General features: G+C 39.3%; 16 protein-coding genes. 11 read left to right on the top strand and 5 right to left on the bottom strand.

Annotation, left to right across the window (positions count from 1 at the left end):
- Positions 1-54 precede the first annotated feature (54 nt).
- Together nusA and QOL76_RS14360 are read right to left on the bottom strand one after the other, a co-directional pair.
- Positions 55-1,299, bottom strand: a complete 1,245-nt coding sequence (gene nusA, locus QOL76_RS14365; RefSeq protein WP_283413665.1) for a transcription termination factor NusA — start codon at positions 1,297-1,299, stop codon at positions 55-57.
- A 5-nt stretch (positions 1,300-1,304) separates the two neighbouring features.
- A complete protein-coding gene (locus QOL76_RS14360) occupies positions 1,305-1,781 on the bottom strand; it encodes a ribosome maturation factor RimP (RefSeq protein ID WP_283413664.1) in 477 nt (158 codons plus the stop codon).
- A 319-nt stretch (positions 1,782-2,100) separates the two neighbouring features.
- Here QOL76_RS14360 and QOL76_RS14355 point away from each other — a divergent pair, with 319 nt between their 5' ends.
- From QOL76_RS14355 to rodA, 5 genes are read left to right on the top strand one after another with little or no spacing between them, the layout of a single operon-like run.
- Positions 2,101-3,129, top strand: coding sequence for a rod shape-determining protein (locus tag QOL76_RS14355; protein ID WP_091695686.1), 1,029 nt, complete (start codon positions 2,101-2,103; stop codon positions 3,127-3,129).
- 7 nt (positions 3,130-3,136) lie between these two features.
- Entirely contained in the window at positions 3,137-3,973 is an 837-nt protein-coding gene (gene mreC, locus QOL76_RS14350; protein ID WP_283413663.1) for a rod shape-determining protein MreC, read from the top strand.
- Entirely contained in the window at positions 3,963-4,484 is a 522-nt protein-coding gene (locus QOL76_RS14345; protein ID WP_283413662.1) for a rod shape-determining protein MreD, read from the top strand. Before mreC ends, QOL76_RS14345 begins: the two co-directional genes overlap by 11 nt.
- A complete protein-coding gene (mrdA, locus tag QOL76_RS14340) occupies positions 4,484-6,286 on the top strand; it encodes a penicillin-binding protein 2 (RefSeq protein ID WP_283413661.1) in 1,803 nt (600 codons plus the stop codon). The genes QOL76_RS14345 and mrdA overlap by 1 nt, the downstream gene beginning before the upstream one ends.
- Positions 6,286-7,560, top strand: coding sequence for a rod shape-determining protein RodA (gene rodA / locus QOL76_RS14335; RefSeq protein ID WP_283413660.1), 1,275 nt, complete (start codon positions 6,286-6,288; stop codon positions 7,558-7,560). The genes mrdA and rodA overlap by 1 nt, the downstream gene beginning before the upstream one ends.
- Here rodA and QOL76_RS14330 read toward each other — a convergent pair.
- The 3 genes from QOL76_RS14330 to QOL76_RS14320 form a co-directional block, all read right to left on the bottom strand.
- Positions 7,557-8,132 (bottom strand): HD domain-containing protein, encoded by a 576-nt coding sequence (locus QOL76_RS14330; protein WP_283413659.1) that lies wholly within the window; start codon positions 8,130-8,132, stop codon positions 7,557-7,559. The two genes, rodA and QOL76_RS14330, sit on opposite strands and share 4 nt — an antisense overlap.
- 21 nt (positions 8,133-8,153) lie before the next feature.
- Entirely contained in the window at positions 8,154-8,714 is a 561-nt protein-coding gene (locus QOL76_RS14325) for a Pycsar system effector family protein (protein WP_283413658.1), read from the bottom strand.
- 150 nt (positions 8,715-8,864) lie between these two features.
- Positions 8,865-9,983, bottom strand: coding sequence for a hypothetical protein (locus QOL76_RS14320; RefSeq protein ID WP_283413657.1), 1,119 nt, complete (start codon positions 9,981-9,983; stop codon positions 8,865-8,867).
- 33 nt (positions 9,984-10,016) lie between these two features.
- Here QOL76_RS14320 and QOL76_RS14315 point away from each other — a divergent pair, with 33 nt between their 5' ends.
- From QOL76_RS14315 to QOL76_RS14290, 6 genes are all read left to right on the top strand, one after another.
- Positions 10,017-10,343 (top strand): 2Fe-2S iron-sulfur cluster-binding protein, encoded by a 327-nt coding sequence (locus QOL76_RS14315; RefSeq protein WP_283413656.1) that lies wholly within the window; start codon positions 10,017-10,019, stop codon positions 10,341-10,343.
- A gap of 8 nt (positions 10,344-10,351) precedes the next feature.
- The gene (locus QOL76_RS14310; protein WP_283413655.1) at positions 10,352-10,936 is read left to right on the top strand and encodes a thymidine kinase; all 585 of its coding nucleotides are present in this window, start codon (positions 10,352-10,354) and stop codon (positions 10,934-10,936) included.
- Between the two features lie 209 nt (positions 10,937-11,145).
- Positions 11,146-11,835, top strand: a complete 690-nt coding sequence (recO, locus tag QOL76_RS14305; protein ID WP_283413654.1) for a DNA repair protein RecO — start codon at positions 11,146-11,148, stop codon at positions 11,833-11,835.
- A 206-nt stretch (positions 11,836-12,041) separates the two neighbouring features.
- Positions 12,042-13,844, top strand: coding sequence for a transcription termination factor Rho (rho, locus tag QOL76_RS14300; RefSeq protein ID WP_283413653.1), 1,803 nt, complete (start codon positions 12,042-12,044; stop codon positions 13,842-13,844).
- A gap of 274 nt (positions 13,845-14,118) precedes the next feature.
- Entirely contained in the window at positions 14,119-16,284 is a 2,166-nt protein-coding gene (locus QOL76_RS14295) for an autotransporter outer membrane beta-barrel domain-containing protein (RefSeq protein WP_283413652.1), read from the top strand.
- A 346-nt stretch (positions 16,285-16,630) separates the two neighbouring features.
- Positions 16,631-18,244: an LVIVD repeat-containing protein gene (locus QOL76_RS14290; protein WP_283413651.1), complete on the top strand. Its 1,614-nt coding sequence runs from the start codon at positions 16,631-16,633 to the stop codon at positions 18,242-18,244.
- Positions 18,245-18,248 lie beyond the last annotated feature (4 nt).

Genomic DNA, 18,248 nt, shown 5'->3' with positions numbered 1-18,248 from the left:
ACTTCTTTCGAAATCTTAAATAATTAGGGTATTAAACGGGGGTTAGTTCCCGTTTTATTGATCAAATTCTTGTCCGAGTATCCTGAATATCTCGTCAACAGTTTCTTCTTCAAGCTCTGTTCTACGAGTCAGGTCCTCTTTAGTCAAGCTTAATACGCTTTTAGCAGTATCTAAACCTGTTTTCTTTAATTCGTCGATAATCCAGCTGTCGATTTCATCGACAAACTCCATTAAATCGACATCTTCTTCTTCGTATTCGTTCAATTCACGGAATACGTCAATTTCATAACCAACCAATCTGCTGGCAAGTTTGATATTGTATCCTCCTTTGCCAATTGCCAAGGAAACTTGGTCTGGCTTAAGGAATACAGATAATCTTTTTGTTTCTTCATTCGCAGTGATGGAAGATACTTTAGCTGGGCTCAGAGCACGAGTGACATATAAATCCAGATTTTCAGTGTAATTGATCACATCTATATTTTCATTCTGTAATTCTCTTACCACAGCGTGAATTCTAGATCCTTTCATTCCCACACAAGCTCCTACTGGATCAATACGATCATCATAAGATTCCACCGCAACTTTTGCTCTTTCCCCTGGCTCTCTTACAATCTTTATAATTGTAATCAATCCATCGTACACTTCAGGCACTTCATTCTCGAACAAACGCTCCAAGAATACCGGTGAGGTTCTGGAAAGTATAATCTTAGGGTTTCCATTAGACATGTCCACTCTGTGCACAATAGCCTTCACGGTGTCACCTTTTCTAAAGCGATCTTTAGAAATTTGCTCAGCTTTCGGTAAAATAAGTTCATTGCCTTCACCGTCCATCAACAGGATTTCTCTTCCTAGAATCTGGTAAACTTCAGCACTTACAATCTCACCTACCAACTCCTCATACTTATTATAAAGTAAATCTTTTTCAAGATCCTTTATTCTTTGAATCAATGTCTGACGAGCCATCTGCACAGCACGTCTTCCAAAAGCTTCCAACTCAATTTTCTCGTATACTTCTTCTCCTATCTCAAAATCAGGCTCGATTTTACGAGCTTCAGTAAAGCTGATTTTGTCTAAATCCCATATATCTTCAGAATTGTCGTCAACAATTTCCCGGATACGGAATATCTCAAGGTCACCTTGATCAGCATTAATCGTCACATCGAAGTTCTCATCAGTTTCAAACTTCTTGCGAATCATCGCTCTGAACACATCTTCCAAGATACGGATCATAGTAGGTCGATCCACATTTTTAGATCTCGCAAATTCAGCGAAGGATTCTATTAAGACTTTGGCATCCATTTGATTTATTTAAAAGATACTTGTACAATTGATTTCTTCATCTCTTCGAAAGGAAGAAAAATTTCCTCTTCGGTGGCTTTTTTGCCTTTTTCCTTTTTCTGTTTCACTAATAGCTTCACACCAGCTTCTGATACTTCTAATAGTTTACCTTGGATTTCTTCTCCCGAAGTCAAAGAAATCTTAAGCTCCCTGTTGATGTTCTTCTGAAATTGCCTTCTACTACTCAAAGGAAAATCTAGCCCTGGGGAAGAAACCTCAAGAATATAAGCTTCAGGCATCATATCTTTTGCCTCCAGCTCTTCCGAAACCGCCCTGCTTAGCTTAGCGCAAGCCTGGATAGTAACACCTTCATCAGCGTCCAAAAGGATGTTGAGGAGCGTTTTCCCTGATTTCTCAGATAATTTCACTTCGACTACGAAATGATTTTCATCCGGAAGATGCTTCTCTACGATCTCTTCGATAGCTTGTTTCAATTCAGTCATAGTATACATAATGAAAAAGGGGACCATATGGTGTCCCCTCCAGAAACTTTCGAATACGACGCAAAGGTAAAATAATTTTACACTAAAAACAATGAGGTAAATAAATCAAGATTTAGAGTTAATTAGATTTCATTTCAGATTAGAAAAGTCCGACAAACTAAGTCTGCCTTAGACTCATTTAATATTGTTACCAAAAAATATCCTGATTCTATCAAATTTGTCCCGTTAAGATAATAATTTTGTCGACCCCCGTTTAATATGAATACTTAGCGTAGTATATTAAACTCTTAACTCCAGTAAATACAATCAATACCTAAAAATGGGATTATTTGACTTTTTCTCAAGTGATATTGCAATTGACCTCGGTACCGCAAATACCCTGATCATTCATAAAGATAAAATTGTAGTAGACGAACCCTCAATTATTGCAATTGATAAAACCACCAATCGCGTATTAGCGGTAGGTAGGGAAGCAATGAACATGCATGAGAAAACGCATGAAAATATTAAAACTATCCGGCCATTGAAAGATGGGGTAATCGCTGATTTCTATGCCGCAGAGCAAATGATCAGAGGTTTGATCAAAATGATCCCGGGTCAGAAAAAAGGCTTATTCCCGCAGTCCCACCGCATGGTGATCTGTATTCCATCTGGTATCACAGAGGTGGAAAAACGAGCGGTACGTGACTCTGCAGAGCATGCTGGCGCAAAAGAAGTATATATGATTTTCGAACCGATCGCTGCCGCAATTGGTATTGGAATCGACATAGAGAAGCCGATGGGATCCATGATCGTGGATATAGGAGGCGGTACTACTGAGATCGCGTTGATCGCACTTTCTGGTATTGTGGCAGATCAATCTATCCGCGTTGCTGGTGACACCTTTACTAAAGATATCCTAGACTACATGCGCCGTCAGCACAACTTGCTGATTGGTGAGCGCTCTGCAGAAAAGGTGAAAATAGCCATCGGATCAGCTTTGACTGAATTGGACGAGCCTCCTGAGGATTATGAAATCAGAGGTCGTGACTTGATGACAGGTATACCTAAGGTGATTAAAGTTTCTTATTCTGAAATTGCATTCTCTCTTGACAAATCCGTTTCGAAAATCGAAGAAGCAGTTTTGAAAGCATTGGAGATTTCGCCGCCTGAACTTTCTGCAGATATCTATGACAATGGAATTCACCTTACGGGAGGTGGAGCATTACTGAAAGGTCTTGATAAAAGACTGCACCAGAAAACAAAACTTCCAATTCACATCGCAGAGGATCCACTAAGAGCTGTAGTGAGAGGAACAGGCACTGCCTTGAAAAACGTACAGAATTTCCGAACAGTATTGATGACTTAAACCCCGAATGCTACGCATCCTTCAATTCCTTTATAGCCTAAGGTCTTTTCTCTTATTTGTTTTGCTTGAAGTATTGGCGATAAGTTTAATTGTCTCCAATAATTCCCCTCAGGGTGCAGCTTTCTTCAATAGTTCAAATGCACTAACCGGAACAGTTCTCAAAACCCGGTCAGACGTAGTGGATTTCTTTTCCCTTGCGGAAGATAATGAAGCGCTCCTAAGTCAAAACGCTTTATTACTTGAACAACTTAAAACAATCAATGCCATCCCTGATAGCTTGACATTAGAGTTGGATTCAGCATTTGAGGCACAATACGACTTTAAGGGAGCCCGAATCATAAGCAATTCCTTACGTTTTGCACAAAATCACCTGACTCTGAACAAGGGTTCGAAAGACGGCGTAAAACCTGGAATGGGCGTTTTCAATGACCAAGGCGTAATCGGACGAATAAAATCAGTTTCAGAAAATTATTCGGTCGCCTTCTCCTTATTGAATACAGAATTGAACCTCTCGACCAAGATCAAAAACAACGATTCCTTTGGTACGGCAAAGTGGGATGGGAAAAATTCCAATAAAACGAAACTCCTGTATGTTCCAAGGCATGTGACTGCCAACCCAGGAGACACAATCGTTACAACGGGATTCAGTGCAGTATTTCCTGAGGGAATTTTAGTAGGAATCATCGAGAGTGTCAATCAAGGGGCAGATCCTAACTATTTGGATATAGTTGTCAATTTAAGTGTTGACTTCAGCAAGGCCCATTATGTCTATTTGGTAGAAAACAGTCAATTAAACGAAATAGATTCTTTGCAACAGCAATCCGAAATAGAAAATGAATTTTAGAAACCTAATCACCTTTGTTTTTCTGGTGATTTGCCTTTGCACTGTACAGATTTTGCTATTGAAAAATGTAGCTCTTTTTGGTGTGGCATTCTGCTTCATTTATCTATTGGCTATATTGAGTTTTCCCATTAGTATACGAAGCTTTACATTAATCTTGATCAGCTTTGGGCTAGGGTTATTGATTGATGTCTTTTACGACACACTTGGCCTCAATGCAGCTGCCGCTACGCTCCTAGCGTTTCTTCGTCCCTACTGGCTAAAGGCGATTAGCCCAAATGGAGGCTATGATGACAGCAACACACCTACTTTACGTGAAATGGGAATAGGTTGGTATATAAGCTATTCATTACCATTAGTTTTTGCATTTTCACTGTTGTTTTTCACTGCAGATCAATGGGGCACAGGGGGATTGTTTGGAGTATTAAACAAAAGCCTTTTCTCCTCGATATTTACAGTCATTTTGGCTATAATTGTACAACTACTGTTCTTCAAACGCAGGAGAGGAATCTGATGAACGACCAAAGGCCCGTAGTAATAATCATCTTTGTTTTCTTGGTAGGAGCTGTCCTTCTGACTAAACTTTTCATGATACAAGTGATGGACGACAGCTTTATGAAAAGAGCTGAGCGGAATGCTATTCAACGAATAGTCGACCATCCTTATCGTGGGTTAGTTTATGACAGAAAAGGGAAACTTCTAGTTTACAATAATCCGATTTTTGATTTGATGATAGTTCCAAAGGAATTTGAGGTAGGTGATACTACACGTTTCTTAGAACTGTTTAAGATTACTAAAGAAGAACTGATTGAATCCTATCAGGCAGCAAGAAAATATAGCTCTGTAAAACCCTCCACTTTTATCAAGCAAATATCAACCAATGAATTTGCTAGAATCCAAGACTTTCTAATTGACTACCCAGGTCTATTCATTATGACTAGATCGGTACGCTCCTACCCAAATCCTATCGCATCACATGCTCTTGGTTATATCGGTGAGATCAGTGGCAGACAGCTGGAACGGGATAGTTCGGGATATTACGTCCAAGGAGACTATGTAGGCCTCAGCGGTATGGAGAGATTCTATGAAGATGAACTTCGCGGTGTGAAGGGCGTGAAATACAAAATGGTCAATGTGCGTGGGATCGATAAAGGTCCTTTCAAGGATGGTGAATATGATACGGCCTCAGTGGCTGGTCATAACATCAACTCATCCATTGATATGGAGCTGCAACAGTACGGGGAAAAGCTCATGATGGGAAAAACCGGATCTGTAGTTGCGATAGAGCCAAAAACCGGTGAAATACTATCCATGATCTCTGCCCCATTTTACGATCCAAATAGTCTAACTGGTTCGGATTTTGGAAAAAATTACACGGAACTAAATAAACTGGAGACAAAACCACTTTTCAATCGGCCGATAATGGCCACCTACCCTCCAGGATCTATCTTCAAGATTGTACAAAGCCTGATTGGTCTACAGGAAGGAATTCTTACCCCCGAAACCACTTTTGCCTGTAACAAATCTTTGGTTGCCTGTCATAATCATCCTTCACCTGTCAATCTGTTCGGAGCCATTAGAAACTCCTGTAACCCATATTATCATCAAGCTTTCCGTCAAATCATCAATCAGGAAATTTCCAGCAATACTTTTAAGGACACCAAAATTGGTCTAGATGCATGGCGCGACCATGTTTTGAAATTCGGTCTTGGTGGTCAACTGGGTGTGGATATGCCAAATGAAAAAATTGGGGATGTACCATCAAGTAAATACTACGATAGAGTTTATGGAGAAGGCCGCTGGAAATATTCTACTATTTATTCTTTATCCATTGGTCAAGGTGAGCTTTTAGTAACCCCTCTTCAAATGGCAAATTTGGCTGCAATCTTTGCAAATAAAGGGTTCTATTATACTCCTCATTTGATTCGGGCAATTGACGGCGACAACACCAAAATACCATTAGAATATCAAATCAAGCACGAAGTAGGCGTAGATGCTCATCATTTCGATATGGTACAAGATGCCATGGCCGAAGCCCTATATGGTACGGCGACCCGAGCCATAATGAAGGATATCCAGATTGCAGGCAAGACTGGAACTGCCCAAAATCCTCACGGAGAAGACCACTCTGTATTCATTGCATTCGCTCCTAAAGACAATCCCAAGATAGCTATTGCAGTCTATGTGGAAAATGCAGGCTGGGGTGGTAGAGCTGCGGCAAGTACTGCCTCTCTCATGATAGAAAAATACCTAAAAGACAGCATATCCAGACCTGCACTTGAAGAATATGTAATAGCTGGAAATTTCATTTACTAATGCGCGAAAAGGATATTAACATAAATCGGGTGGACTGGATCACCGTTATGATCTATTTCGTATTGGTGATGATAGGCTGGTTTAATATATACGCAGCTGTCTATGATGGCCAAGTGGACAAAAGCATCTTCGATACTTCGATCAATTCTGGCATTCAACTCGTCTGGATCGGTACAGCGATAGCCATCATCATTGTCATCATGGCAGCAGATTATCGATTGTTCGAAAATCTTGCTATTCCCATATACCTGGTAATGCTGGTATTACTGCTACTCACTCCATTTATTGGAAAAGAAGTAAATGGGCAGATACTCACGATTGGCTTTGGCTCCTTTCGTATTCAGCCTGGAGAGTTTGCCAAATTTGCGACAGCCCTTGCACTAGCCAAGTTTATGGAGAGACCTACCTTTGATCTCTCCAAAACTAAATATCAATTGCAGGCATTTGGTGTGCTTTTATTGCCTATAATATTGATCATTCTTCAGCCAGATACAGGGACAGCCATGGTTTATTTCTCCATGCTTATCATGTTCTATAGAGAAGGACTTCCGCAAAAATATTACGTGCTGGGCATTGGCATCATTGCAATAGCCTTACTTGCTTTAGGCATTGAAAACAATCTTTACTTGGCAGGTGCGATCGTAGTAATCGTCGTGATACTCATCCTAATGGGGAAAAAGACCCCACAACAAATTATAGGGTTTAGTGTTATTGGCCTTGGGTTAATCGCATTTACTTACAGTCTCGATTTTGTAGTATCCAAACTACCAGAACACCAACAAAACAGAATAATGGTTCTGTTCAACCCAGATCTTGATCCCTTAGGTGTTGGCTGGAATGTGACCCAATCTAAAATTGCGATTGGATCTGGAGGACTAGCAGGAAAAGGATATTTGCAGGGGACTCAGACTAAGTTCGACTTTGTTCCAGAGCAGCATACAGATTTCATCTTTTGTACGTTGGGAGAAGAGTTTGGCTGGCTGGGAAGCTTCGTAGTTATCGCGCTTTTTGTCACCTTGCTTACCAGATTAGTATTTATGGCCGAGCGCCAAAAAAATAGATTCAACCGAATTTATGGTTATTGTGTAATCTCTATCCTGATGTTCCACTTCATGATCAATATAGCCATGACTATCGGACTTTTTCCTGTTGTGGGTATTCCTTTGCCTTTCTTTAGTTATGGAGGGTCTTCTCTATGGTCATTTACCATTTTGCTTTTCATCTTCATCAAAATGGATAGTGCCAGAGCACTTCAGCTAGGAAGAATGGGTTAAGAGTCCAAAAGTTTTTTCAGCCAAATTTGTTTCTTTGGTTCTCTATTCTTGATAGCAAACGGTGTATGAAACTTATGTGCTTTCAAAAAATTAATCTGAAGATCTTTCCATTGTTTGGCTGTAGAAATCACGTTCATATTCTTTAATTCCTGAAATAATTTCTGAGAAATTTCCGGATAATCATTTCTGCCTAAATAATCCAAATCAGCGTCGCAGATGATTCGTTGCAAATGACTCTGAGGGTTTTGCGGGATTTTTGTCGCCATGACCAATCCTTTGATCACATCAATGTCTCTTTGGTTCATTCCTAAATCATTTAAAATGATCTCAGCCATCCCTGCTCCCACTTCTTCATGGTTTGCTGCACCTTTGAGAAATCCCATATCATGGACGATCGCCCCAGCTTTCAATAGATACCTTTCTTTATAGGGTATCTTTTCACGCTTGATGTATTGATTGCAAACATTTAACACATCAAGCGTATGTTCAAGCGCATGGTAAGTCAATGTCTTGGGCAAATTTGCTTCAAGATCAGATAAAACTCGGTTGCGAAGAATTCGATATCCTTTCATGGAATTGAAACAGGCTTTAGGCTAAAAGGCGGTCTTTATTGCGTAATACAGTATAAAAACAAACACTAGGCCAATATTAAATGATAAGTATCGTACGGAAAGATTGACATTTCTAAATTTTGTTGCCGTGATTTTGGCGTTGATATACACTTGCTCTCCTAACTGATCAAAGAGTGGACGTCTATTTGTACTCACATTCTCCAACTCTTTCACATACTCTTTGATAGGGCCATAGGAAGAAATTATATTTCCAAAAAAGAATACACTCTTATCATAATTAGCCTCTATCTGAGGCATAAAGCATCTAAAACTATAATAAATAGAAATGACACTAAACACAAACCAAGTGCCCATGAAGCCATAAGTCAAGTAGTCTGAAGAGGCTAGTTCGATCAAATGCTCATAAAATTGGAAAAATACGTTCATCAACAAGCCATAAAAAGACAAGACTAAGCCAGCTTTGATCTCCGAAGCTTTGATTAAATCACGCAAATACATGATTAGGTACCAATAATTATCCACGGCGTCTATGCCCGGATCTAATGGAGGAAGGTCTTTCAGGTCTTGAAGTTTCTTACGCATTGATTAAAAAAAGCTTACTCTACCATATCAATAGGTAAAAACAAGATAATCTGTGAATTAAGCAATTCCTATAAATTAAGGGGATTTCATTTTATAAAATCAAAAAAGAGCTGTAAACCAGCTCTTTGTTCTCTTTATTTCAATATTTCATCAAACTTCAAACTTTCTGTACACCAGCAAAAGAAACTCTTGTACTGGCTCAGTCTCAGGTTTCCAGTCTAACTCACCCACATAGCGGGAATTTACTAGGGTAATCGCTTCTTCAAATGAATCACATTTATCGATGGATTTTAATGCATGTTTGAGCAAATCTGCATTTCCATCAAATAGCTCCTTGGTAAACATAAAACGCTGATTGATGGCTACACTTTCAGACAGTTCACCCATAATACCCTTCATACCTTTATAAGAGAGGGTTTCGAACTTAACCTTGAGGTTATAAGGATCTAATGCTCCCGCAGCACCATTAGTATAGTGTGTTTCTTCAACCTTGACAGGCTCAGGCTCATTTAATCTCTCAGGTCCGGAATTAATTGGCTTACTAACTGGAGGTTCATTTTCTACCTCATCAAAAAATGAACTTCTAGATTCCTGCTCCTTAGTAATTTCAGTTGATGGATTGAAAGTGGGTGTAGGCTCTACAGTTTCCTGAATTAAATATGCATCTAAATCAAATGACTTTACATCTCCAAATGTCGCGAGAAGCAAATTCACAGACTCTAAAGATTCTTTGATTGCCTGATAATTTGCTGCAATGGCTCGTAGGTAAGCACTTTCATCATGACCAAATCCGGCCTTATCTATTAAAAAAGAAATAACTTGAGCATGCCATTTGTAATACTTTTTATTTTCCTTCAGAAATTCATTGATATGCCCCGCAGGAGCTTTAGCTATCTCATTTTGGTAAAATGTAACTGGATCAGTTGCAAGTTGAATTGCCTGACTCACCGCAGTTTCTAACAACGGCTGAAGCTGCTCTTTCTCTACCTTGATTCTTCGTGAAAGCACGTTCATGAACTCTGTAAGTGCCTCATGAACCGTGATATCCCGGTAATCAAAATAAGGGTTACTCTTGAGTTTTTCGAGTTCTCCCTGCCACAGCTCGAATAATCTTTTGATAACAAAGAAATTCACCTGTGCACTGTTAGTTAACTGAACAATATCTTGTCCAGTCATGTATTGTTTGGAAGCGAAAAACTGCCCACAAACAATTGCGGCATAATCTTCGGCGTATTTTTCTAAATAATTGCTGTTAATTTGAGTAGTCATTGAAGAGTGGTGTTTACAAAAGTCAACGAACAAATGCCTCATATCGTCATAGAAAATCTATTTAATCTGAGAATTAATTCCATTAGCGTTCCTCGTAAAGTTATCGAAATTATTCATGAAAACGGTATCGATTGGATGCATGCATGTGGGAAAAAAGGCAGATGTACCACCTGCAAAATCATTCTGAAATCAGGTGAAGAAAACCTCACCCCTCCTACCAAACCAGAACTTGATTTCCTACAGCAAGGAAGATTAAGAGTGGGAGAAAGACTAGCATGCCAAGCCGAACTTCAATCAGGTGAAATTGTTGTTCGAGTTGGTGACTTCAATAAGTTCCCACATATAGAATATAGCGAATAGAATAAGGCATGTTTATAGAACCTTCAATTGGTAAGCGAAAGTCCTCAGGAAATAAAGGTCAGATCGAAGTGATTTGTGGGTCCATGTTTTCTGGAAAAACGGAAGAATTGATTCGTCGGCTAAATCGTGCCAAAATCGCAAAGCAAAAGGTAGAAATCTTCAAGCCGTCCATAGACAAGCGCTATGATGAAAACGATGTGGTCTCGCACAATGAAAACTCCATAAGATCCACTCCAGTCAACTTCGCAGATGATATTCTCTTACTAAGTGGGGACTGCGATGTGGTGGGAATAGATGAAGTACAGTTTTTCGATGAACAGATTGTTGCCGTTGCACAAAAGCTTGCTGTGCAGGGAAAGCGTGTAATTCTAGCAGGATTGGATATGGATTTTGAAGGAAATCCATTTGAGCCAATGCCAAAGCTGATGGCAATTGCAGAATATGTAACCAAGGTAAATGCCATCTGTATGAAATGCGGGGACCTTGCCGCTTTCTCTTTCCGCCTTTCGGATGCTAAAGAAAAAGTGGTTTTGGGAGAGAAAGAAAGCTATGAAGCTCGCTGCAGAAAGTGTTTTTATGAGGATAAAAAGTAACAGGATGCTGGGTGTCGGGTGACCGGTGTTCTGAGTTATCAAATAATTGATTTTTCACCGCTGACACCCAAAGAGCACAAAGATGTTCGCTCAAAGAAGACTTCAAGTATTTGTATAAATTCAGGACACGCAATCCTTCGCGGCCTGCTCTGCGAACTCAATGGCATTGCAGTAAAAAAATCAGAAAAGAAATTCTTTTATTACATCCAATGCTCAAAAAGACCCAAGGGATAGTTCTCAGTGCCATTCGATATAAGGAAACGAGTATTATCGTGAAGATCTTTACTCGCGAACTGGGCCTGAAATCCTATTTGGTAAATGGAGTACGGACTCAAGGTAACAAATCGAAAACAGCATTATATCAACCGCTGACTTTGCTTGAACTTGTCGTTTATGACAAAGATAATGGCGGTTTACAGCGTATATCCGAGGCGCAATTACACCGAGCCCACCAACTTATCCCATTTGATTTTACTAGAACAGGTATTGCGCTTTTCATCACCGAGGTCATCAGCAAGTCCATTTATGAGAATTATCAAAATGAGACACTATTTGATTTCTTGAAAGAATGCATTCTTCATTTGGACAGTAAAGAAGTTCATCTTGGGCAATTCCCTTTGGTTTTTCTGATTGAGAAATCCAGTTTTCTGGGTTTTGCGCCAGAAGAAGCTACAGGTTTTTTAGCAGAAAGCCGGTCTCAACCTTTCTCAGTATCAGAGCTCACTTTAGCGGAGAATTACCTAACGGCACTGATGCGCGATTCATTTTCCAATGAAACCAAAATAAGTAAATCGCTCCGCCAAAAGCTTTTGGATCATCTATTGGACTTTTACAGTCAGCATTTAGATAATCCTGGAAACTGGAAATCCTTAGCTATTCTGAGGCAAATAAATAGCTAAAGCCAATTATATAGGTGAAAAAGCGCTCTATGATTAATAATTATTTGCTTAATACAAACGCATAGGTTAATATTGTGACATCACCGTGAATGAGCAAGTCAGCCCACTTTGACTTGAGTATTTCTTGCAGATCTTTTTACCTCAGAAATTCATCCACGATCTCAAATACCGCATTTACTACATTTTATTTATTTCATCCCCTCTTTATGTACAACATAGAAGAACTCAGACTCAGGTTATTATCTGAACTGAAGGAAATCGCTGAGGAGTTAGGTGTCAAAAACCGCAAAACTCTAAAGAAAGACGAGCTCGTCTATGCTATCCTCGATCAGCAAGCTATCACCCCAGAGCAATCATTGCCTAAAAAGAAACCTTCTGCCGCTGAAACCCCAGAAGCAGCAAAAGCCCCGGCATCACCCGCAGAGACCCCAAAACCTGCGGCAGCCACAAAGCCAGTAGAAGAACCGGAATACAAGCCTAAGTTTAAGAGACAAAATGTAACGGCCATTCCAAAAGCTGAAGAAACTCCTGCAGAAGAGCCTAAAAAAGCTCCGGAGCCTAGAAACAAAGAAACGAAGCCTGAAAAGCCAGATTGGAAAGCTAAAAAAGAAGGTCAACAAGAGCGTCCAGAAAGAAAACCACAGCCTCAAGCAGAGTCAACTGGGGATGAGCCAAAAACTTTCAGACCAAGAAGAAAAGCCGTTGAAGAAGTAGAATCTACTTCTGATACTAAGGAAGACAAGCCAGCAAATAAACCAGCACAAGCAAAGCCTGAGCAAGAAGTGGAACTTCCAAGAAGAAGAAACTTCAAGTCGCAAGACGAGGTGATGGCTCCTTCAGCTGAAACTACGCCTCATTCCAATAGAAGACGTCCTGGTGTAAATCCACGTGAATTTGACGGAGTGATCGAAAATGAAGGTGTGCTAGAAATGATGCAAGAAGGCTACGGCTTCCTTCGCTCTTTGGATTACAATTACCTAGCTTCTCCAGACGATATCTACGTATCGCCAAGCCAAGTAAAACTTTTTGGCTTAAAAACAGGAGATCATATCAAAGGATCCATTCGCCCTCCGAAAGAAGGTGAAAAGTATTTTGCTCTCTTAAAGATCGCTACCGTAAACGGTAAAACTACAGACGAAATCAGAGACCGCGTTCCTTTCGAATACCTCACTCCACTTTTCCCTGAAGAAAGATTAAACCTATCTACCTCAGGAGATAAATTCTCCACTAGAGTTGTAGACCTGTTTGCTCCTATAGGAAAAGGCCAAAGAGGTATGATCGTCGCTCAGCCAAAAACTGGTAAGACCGTATTGCTACAGCAGATCGCAAATGCGATTACTAGAAATCACCCGGAAGTACACTTGATGATCTTGTTGATCGATGAGCGTCCTGAAGAAGTGACTGATATGGCCCGTTCTGTAAATGCTGAGGTGATATCTTCCACATTTGATGAGACAGCCGATAGACATGTGAAAGTGTCTAATATAGTTTTGGAAAAAGCAAAGCGTATGGTGGAAGTAGGTCATGATGTGGTAATCCTTTTGGATTCCATCACCAGACTTGCCAGAGCCCATAATACGGTGGTACCAAGTTCAGGAAAGATCCTTTCCGGTGGTGTAGACGCAAATGCACTCCATAAGCCAAAGCGTTTCTTTGGTGCAGCTCGTAATGTAGAAAATGGCGGTTCTTTAACCATCATCGCTACAGCTCTTGTGGAAACAGGTTCTAAAATGGATGAGGTAATCTTTGAAGAATTCAAAGGAACTGGTAACATGGAACTTGCATTGGATCGTAAGCTATCCAATAGAAGAATCTATCCTGCTATCGACGTACTTAATTCTGGTACTCGTCGTGAGGATCTATTGATGGACAAAGAAGAGATGCAACGAGTTTGGATCCTTCGTAAGCTGATGAGCGATATGAACTCTCAGGAGTCTATGGAATTCCTTTTACAAAGAATGAAGGGAACCAGAGATAATGCTGAATTTTTGATCAGCATGAATGGGTAAAACCCCTTATTAAAATTTTCTCAAGCCCTTGAATTGAACAATTCAAGGGCTTTTTTGATTCCTGTCTAATCCAAATTGCAGGGAAAACAAGTAGATCTTAAAATAATTAAGTGTTTCCTGAGATAATTCAAATCAATGAAATGTATATGAAATACATTTTTAAGTATAAATATTGAAATATCAAAAAAAGTCTAGCTACCTTTGCACTACCCTTAATAGCTTAATCACTAAACAATTGGGCTCACCCTAGCCCTAAAACCCAACTAGTACCTTGATGAAGAATAGAATCCTATTCGTTTTTCTGATTTTTTGTTGCGCCCAAATGTTTTGGGGTGGGGATGCGTGGGGGCAAAGTTGTCCAAATGTAGCTAGCCTTGGCGGCTGCGCAAGAACTTTAAACAGTAATAGTGCAATTCCTGCCTCTCTATCCTCGGGCGATGTAGTTTGTTTGGGGGCTGACAGAAGTAGCACTATAAATATGCAAAACATATCAGGTTTAATTTTATACATCCCTTCGGGTATAAATTTCACTGGAAATTTAACGAATATTGGAAATAATGTGCGGATCATTAATTGTGGAAGTTTTAGTATCAACTGGAGCCTAACATCAACAAATAGCGTTTTCGAAAATTATGGATCCTTTAGTGGTAATTTTTCATTAAGTAATGGATCAGCATATTTAAATTCTGGCATAGGTACTGGCAACCTTACAATTAACGACGGCACTTTAGTCACAAACTCAGGGACATTAAACCTTGGCAGCCTAAATTTTGATAACAATAACTCAGGGATGGTTTTTGACAATACTTCAGCAAGTATATTAAATGTCACTAATTCTTCCACAATATCTGGCACAATTACTCTAAATGGAACTTCCACATTTTCAAATAATTTAACTTTTTATAATAACAATACAGTTAGGTCTGTGATTATTAGTGGAGCAGCTTCTCTGACCGTTGGCCAAAAACTTTCAATTTCAAAAAACACAATCATAAATGTCACAAACCCAGGTAACCTCATTCCAAACGCAACTATTTCTGTAAATAATTTGGAATTCCAAAATAATGGCGGTACTGCAAGTAACTTAAACATTGGGGTTAATACCATTTTTAATGTTAAAGATATTACAGATTTGCAAAGCGGTGTATCTCAATTAAATATTGAAGGGAATTTTAGGACTGGAACCAATCTAAATCCTGTAAGTGAATGTAAAAACTCATTAATAGTAGGAAATAACGGAGGTGCTAGCCCAACAAGAATTCAGATTATCGGGAATGGCTTATTAGATGTTACTGGAAGCGCCTCAATAAATAAGCACATTACTGCTGAAGATAATGGCACAATAAACATTTCCTGCGATCTCAAAACTGAAAATAATGGAAATAATTCAATTACTCTTTCAGATAATGTCAACCTTTCAGTAGGAGGCACTCTAACACTAAATAAACCAATGTATGTAAATGGATCTTCTTCGGTTAACATCAAAAAAGATTTAATTCTACCAAATGTCGCTAGCGAACTAGTCATTAATGATGATGTTAATTTTTATGTTGGTGGAAACACTTCGGTAGAAAGTCCGATCAGAATGAATGATAATGCCTATGTTACATTCGATGGAAACGTTAGTTTACCAAATGTAGGGGGTGCTCAATTTATCGTGAATGATAATGCGGATGTTCTAATAACTAGCAACCTTACTAAGAGTGGCGGGAATATAGGCGTTTCCGGAACAGGTCAATTAGTAATCTGTGATCAAAGATTACCTGCTGGTTCGATTACTGGGTCCTTTCCTAGTTCTGGCTCTAGTGGAGTTAGTGTCGGTTCCTCTCCTGCCTATTATGGTGGATGTAGAATTTTACCCGTAGAATTTTTGTATTACATGGCGACTTACCAATCTAAAGATAGATCCGTTCTTTTAGAATGGTCCACCTCAAAAGAATGGGAAAACTCTCACTTCGAAATTGAAAGGGCTGTAAATTCTGTAAAAGAATGGGAAACTATTGGGAGAATTGAAGGAAATGGCTACTCAAGCAAGCCTGTCGAATATAACTTTTCTGATTTTAATCTTCCTCTATCGGGAGGAAACATATTCTACAGATTAAAGCAAGTAGATTTCTCAGGTAAATATAGCTACAGCAGAACAAAAGCAATTCAGGTAGAAGCTACTCATAGCAATTCAACTTGGGTAGCTTACCCTAACCCAAGTGCGTCAGGATCTGATGTAAGTGTACAACTTACACAACTTCAAAATTATCAGGACCAATCTATCTCTATACGATTAGTCAATATGCTGGGTGATGGTAAATCTACCATACTTACTTCCCCGGAAGAGGTTACGCAAGTAGTCTCAGAATGGATGAGAAATAAGAAAGCAGGTATTTATATACTTGATATTCGCTGGGGTTCTTATTCTCAGCAAATAAAATTGCTACGGAATTAGCAGTAGATCACCCCGAACATTTAATCCCCCTCTCTTCCAAATCTTAAAACCATCATCTTCCTAATAGGAATTCTTCGAATATTTGAGCTCTTTTTCCGAGCCTTTTACAAAAATAAAGCAATAGAAAAACACCAGCTAAACTCTCATAACCAAAAATTGAGAGTTGAAAATAACTATCCTAGCTATTGATATAAATCAAAATATTATTTCAATTTTGTGTCAAATGAATCTATTTTTCGATATGATCGTCTAATAGCTACACTCATTCGAAATAAAATTCTAAATACACTATTTGAAAAACAGTTTTTAATAGACCAAATACAGCTCTTCTTCTATTTTAAAAATCATGAAAAAAAATCTAGTCTTTGGCCTTGCGCTAGCAATGGCTCTTTACTCCTGTAATGACACTTCGAATCCCATCAATGATGGTCCGATTACTATTAATTCCGATAGTCAATCACTAACAGCACGTGTGAACTTAGACAATGCCGGTGTCATTGGCCTGATTGATCCAAATGCTCCTGAAGGAAGGGTTCTCGAAGAAGCGACAGATTTACCTCTTATTCTAGTTTCTCAAGTGGACGCACCAGTTCTAGATGGTAAAACTCTTAAAGCAACACACGTAGATATAGACGGTAATTATGCCTATGTAGCTTATAATACTGAAGGAGATACTTACTTAGGGGCAGTTGATATTTTCGATATTACAAATATTTATAGCCCTGTGATCACTGAGCAGGCAGTCTTTACAGACACTGATATCAGCTCTCTTGAATATAAGAATGGAAAGCTCTACTTAGCTGCCGCAGTTAATATCGACGAAAATGATGAAGTTACTTCCCCGGCAAACTTGATCACAGTTTCTGTTTCAGGTGGGAGATTCACCTCAGAATTTGTCTATACTTCTCTACCAGGTTTTGTTGCTACCGATGTAGCGAATACCAATTCCAGTACTGCTGTAACCAGTGGAAATGATGGAGTTATAGGCTTATTTGATGGCACGCAAACTTTAGGCAATTCTTCTGAAATTACTGATTTAAGAGCTGTAGCCTTTGGAACCGACAAACTAGCTGTACTAAGTGGTACTACAGGTGTTCATATTCTGGATCCGAACAGTCTTTCTGAAGTAGTTTCTATCCCGCTTACGCTAGATGTAGCTGGCGCAAAAAGAACGATGGACATTGACAATGGTAATCTTTACGTCTCTGAAGGCGCAAATGGTGCAGGTATTTACAAAATGGTAGATGGTAGTTTGGTGCAAAAACTAGCTATTCCAATTCGCCCAGAAGATGTAGCCGAAGGCGATATCGTTACCAATGCAGTATCAGTGGACAACAACCTGTTATTTATGGCCAATGGAGCCGCTGGAATCTCAATTTCAGACGTTTCCGATCTAGCTTCAATTAAGCAATTTGGTGTATTAGACCTGGATGGATCTTCAAATTTTGTAAGAAATGAGGAAGAATTTGTATTTGTAGCCACGGGATTTGGTGGCCTTCAGATTTTAAAAATCAATAAAGTTGAAGCACCTGCTGATACCTCATGCGAAGGTCTATCTGCCTATAGCGGCAATGCAAACTTGAATGTAAACAGCAACGAATCCCAAGCTTATGCTGGCTCCTCTGTTTTGAAAAACGTCAACATCGGAGGTACATTCTTATTCTGTGGTTCGTTAGCTATAGAGCAAAATTTGAATGTCAACAGTAATGGATTGATGACAGTTAACGGGTCTTTTGCTTTTGGACAGTACAATAAAAATACTTCCCTTAACATTAATAGCCAATCCAAACTTCAATTGCATGGAAGCACGGTGATCTACGGTGACCTGAGACTAAACAGTGGAGGCACATTGGAATTCCTAGGTGAAGGCAATACGATTACAGTTTATGGTACAGTTACGATCAATAGCGGCGCACAAATTATTGGGAATTTCACCGATACAGAAGGTAAATTGAAATAATACA

Origin of the sequence: Algoriphagus winogradskyi, from assembly GCF_900182815.1 — a bacterium.
Classification (GTDB): domain Bacteria; phylum Bacteroidota; class Bacteroidia; order Cytophagales; family Cyclobacteriaceae; genus Algoriphagus; species Algoriphagus winogradskyi.
The sequence above is the reverse complement of the archived record's forward strand: the minus strand, read 5'-3'. Positions and strand labels throughout refer to the sequence as shown.

Bases quoted from the DNA above. Each gene is read 5' to 3' on its own strand.
- nusA (WP_283413665.1), bottom strand. From the start codon at position 1,299: ATGGATGCCAAAGTCTTAATAGAATCCTTCGCTGAATTTGCGAGATCT.
- QOL76_RS14360 (WP_283413664.1), bottom strand. From the start codon at position 1,781: ATGACTGAATTGAAACAAGCTATCGAAGAGATCGTAGAGAAGCATCTT.
- QOL76_RS14355 (WP_091695686.1), top strand. From the start codon at position 2,101: ATGGGATTATTTGACTTTTTCTCAAGTGATATTGCAATTGACCTCGGT.
- mreC (WP_283413663.1), top strand. From the start codon at position 3,137: ATGCTACGCATCCTTCAATTCCTTTATAGCCTAAGGTCTTTTCTCTTA.
- QOL76_RS14345 (WP_283413662.1), top strand. From the start codon at position 3,963: ATGAATTTTAGAAACCTAATCACCTTTGTTTTTCTGGTGATTTGCCTT.
- mrdA (WP_283413661.1), top strand. From the start codon at position 4,484: ATGAACGACCAAAGGCCCGTAGTAATAATCATCTTTGTTTTCTTGGTA.
- rodA (WP_283413660.1), top strand. From the start codon at position 6,286: ATGCGCGAAAAGGATATTAACATAAATCGGGTGGACTGGATCACCGTT.
- QOL76_RS14330 (WP_283413659.1), bottom strand. From the start codon at position 8,132: ATGAAAGGATATCGAATTCTTCGCAACCGAGTTTTATCTGATCTTGAA.
- QOL76_RS14325 (WP_283413658.1), bottom strand. From the start codon at position 8,714: ATGCGTAAGAAACTTCAAGACCTGAAAGACCTTCCTCCATTAGATCCG.
- QOL76_RS14320 (WP_283413657.1), bottom strand. From the start codon at position 9,983: ATGACTACTCAAATTAACAGCAATTATTTAGAAAAATACGCCGAAGAT.
- QOL76_RS14315 (WP_283413656.1), top strand. From the start codon at position 10,017: ATGCCTCATATCGTCATAGAAAATCTATTTAATCTGAGAATTAATTCC.
- QOL76_RS14310 (WP_283413655.1), top strand. From the start codon at position 10,352: ATGTTTATAGAACCTTCAATTGGTAAGCGAAAGTCCTCAGGAAATAAA.
- recO (WP_283413654.1), top strand. From the start codon at position 11,146: ATGCTCAAAAAGACCCAAGGGATAGTTCTCAGTGCCATTCGATATAAG.
- rho (WP_283413653.1), top strand. From the start codon at position 12,042: ATGTACAACATAGAAGAACTCAGACTCAGGTTATTATCTGAACTGAAG.
- QOL76_RS14295 (WP_283413652.1), top strand. From the start codon at position 14,119: ATGAAGAATAGAATCCTATTCGTTTTTCTGATTTTTTGTTGCGCCCAA.
- QOL76_RS14290 (WP_283413651.1), top strand. From the start codon at position 16,631: ATGAAAAAAAATCTAGTCTTTGGCCTTGCGCTAGCAATGGCTCTTTAC.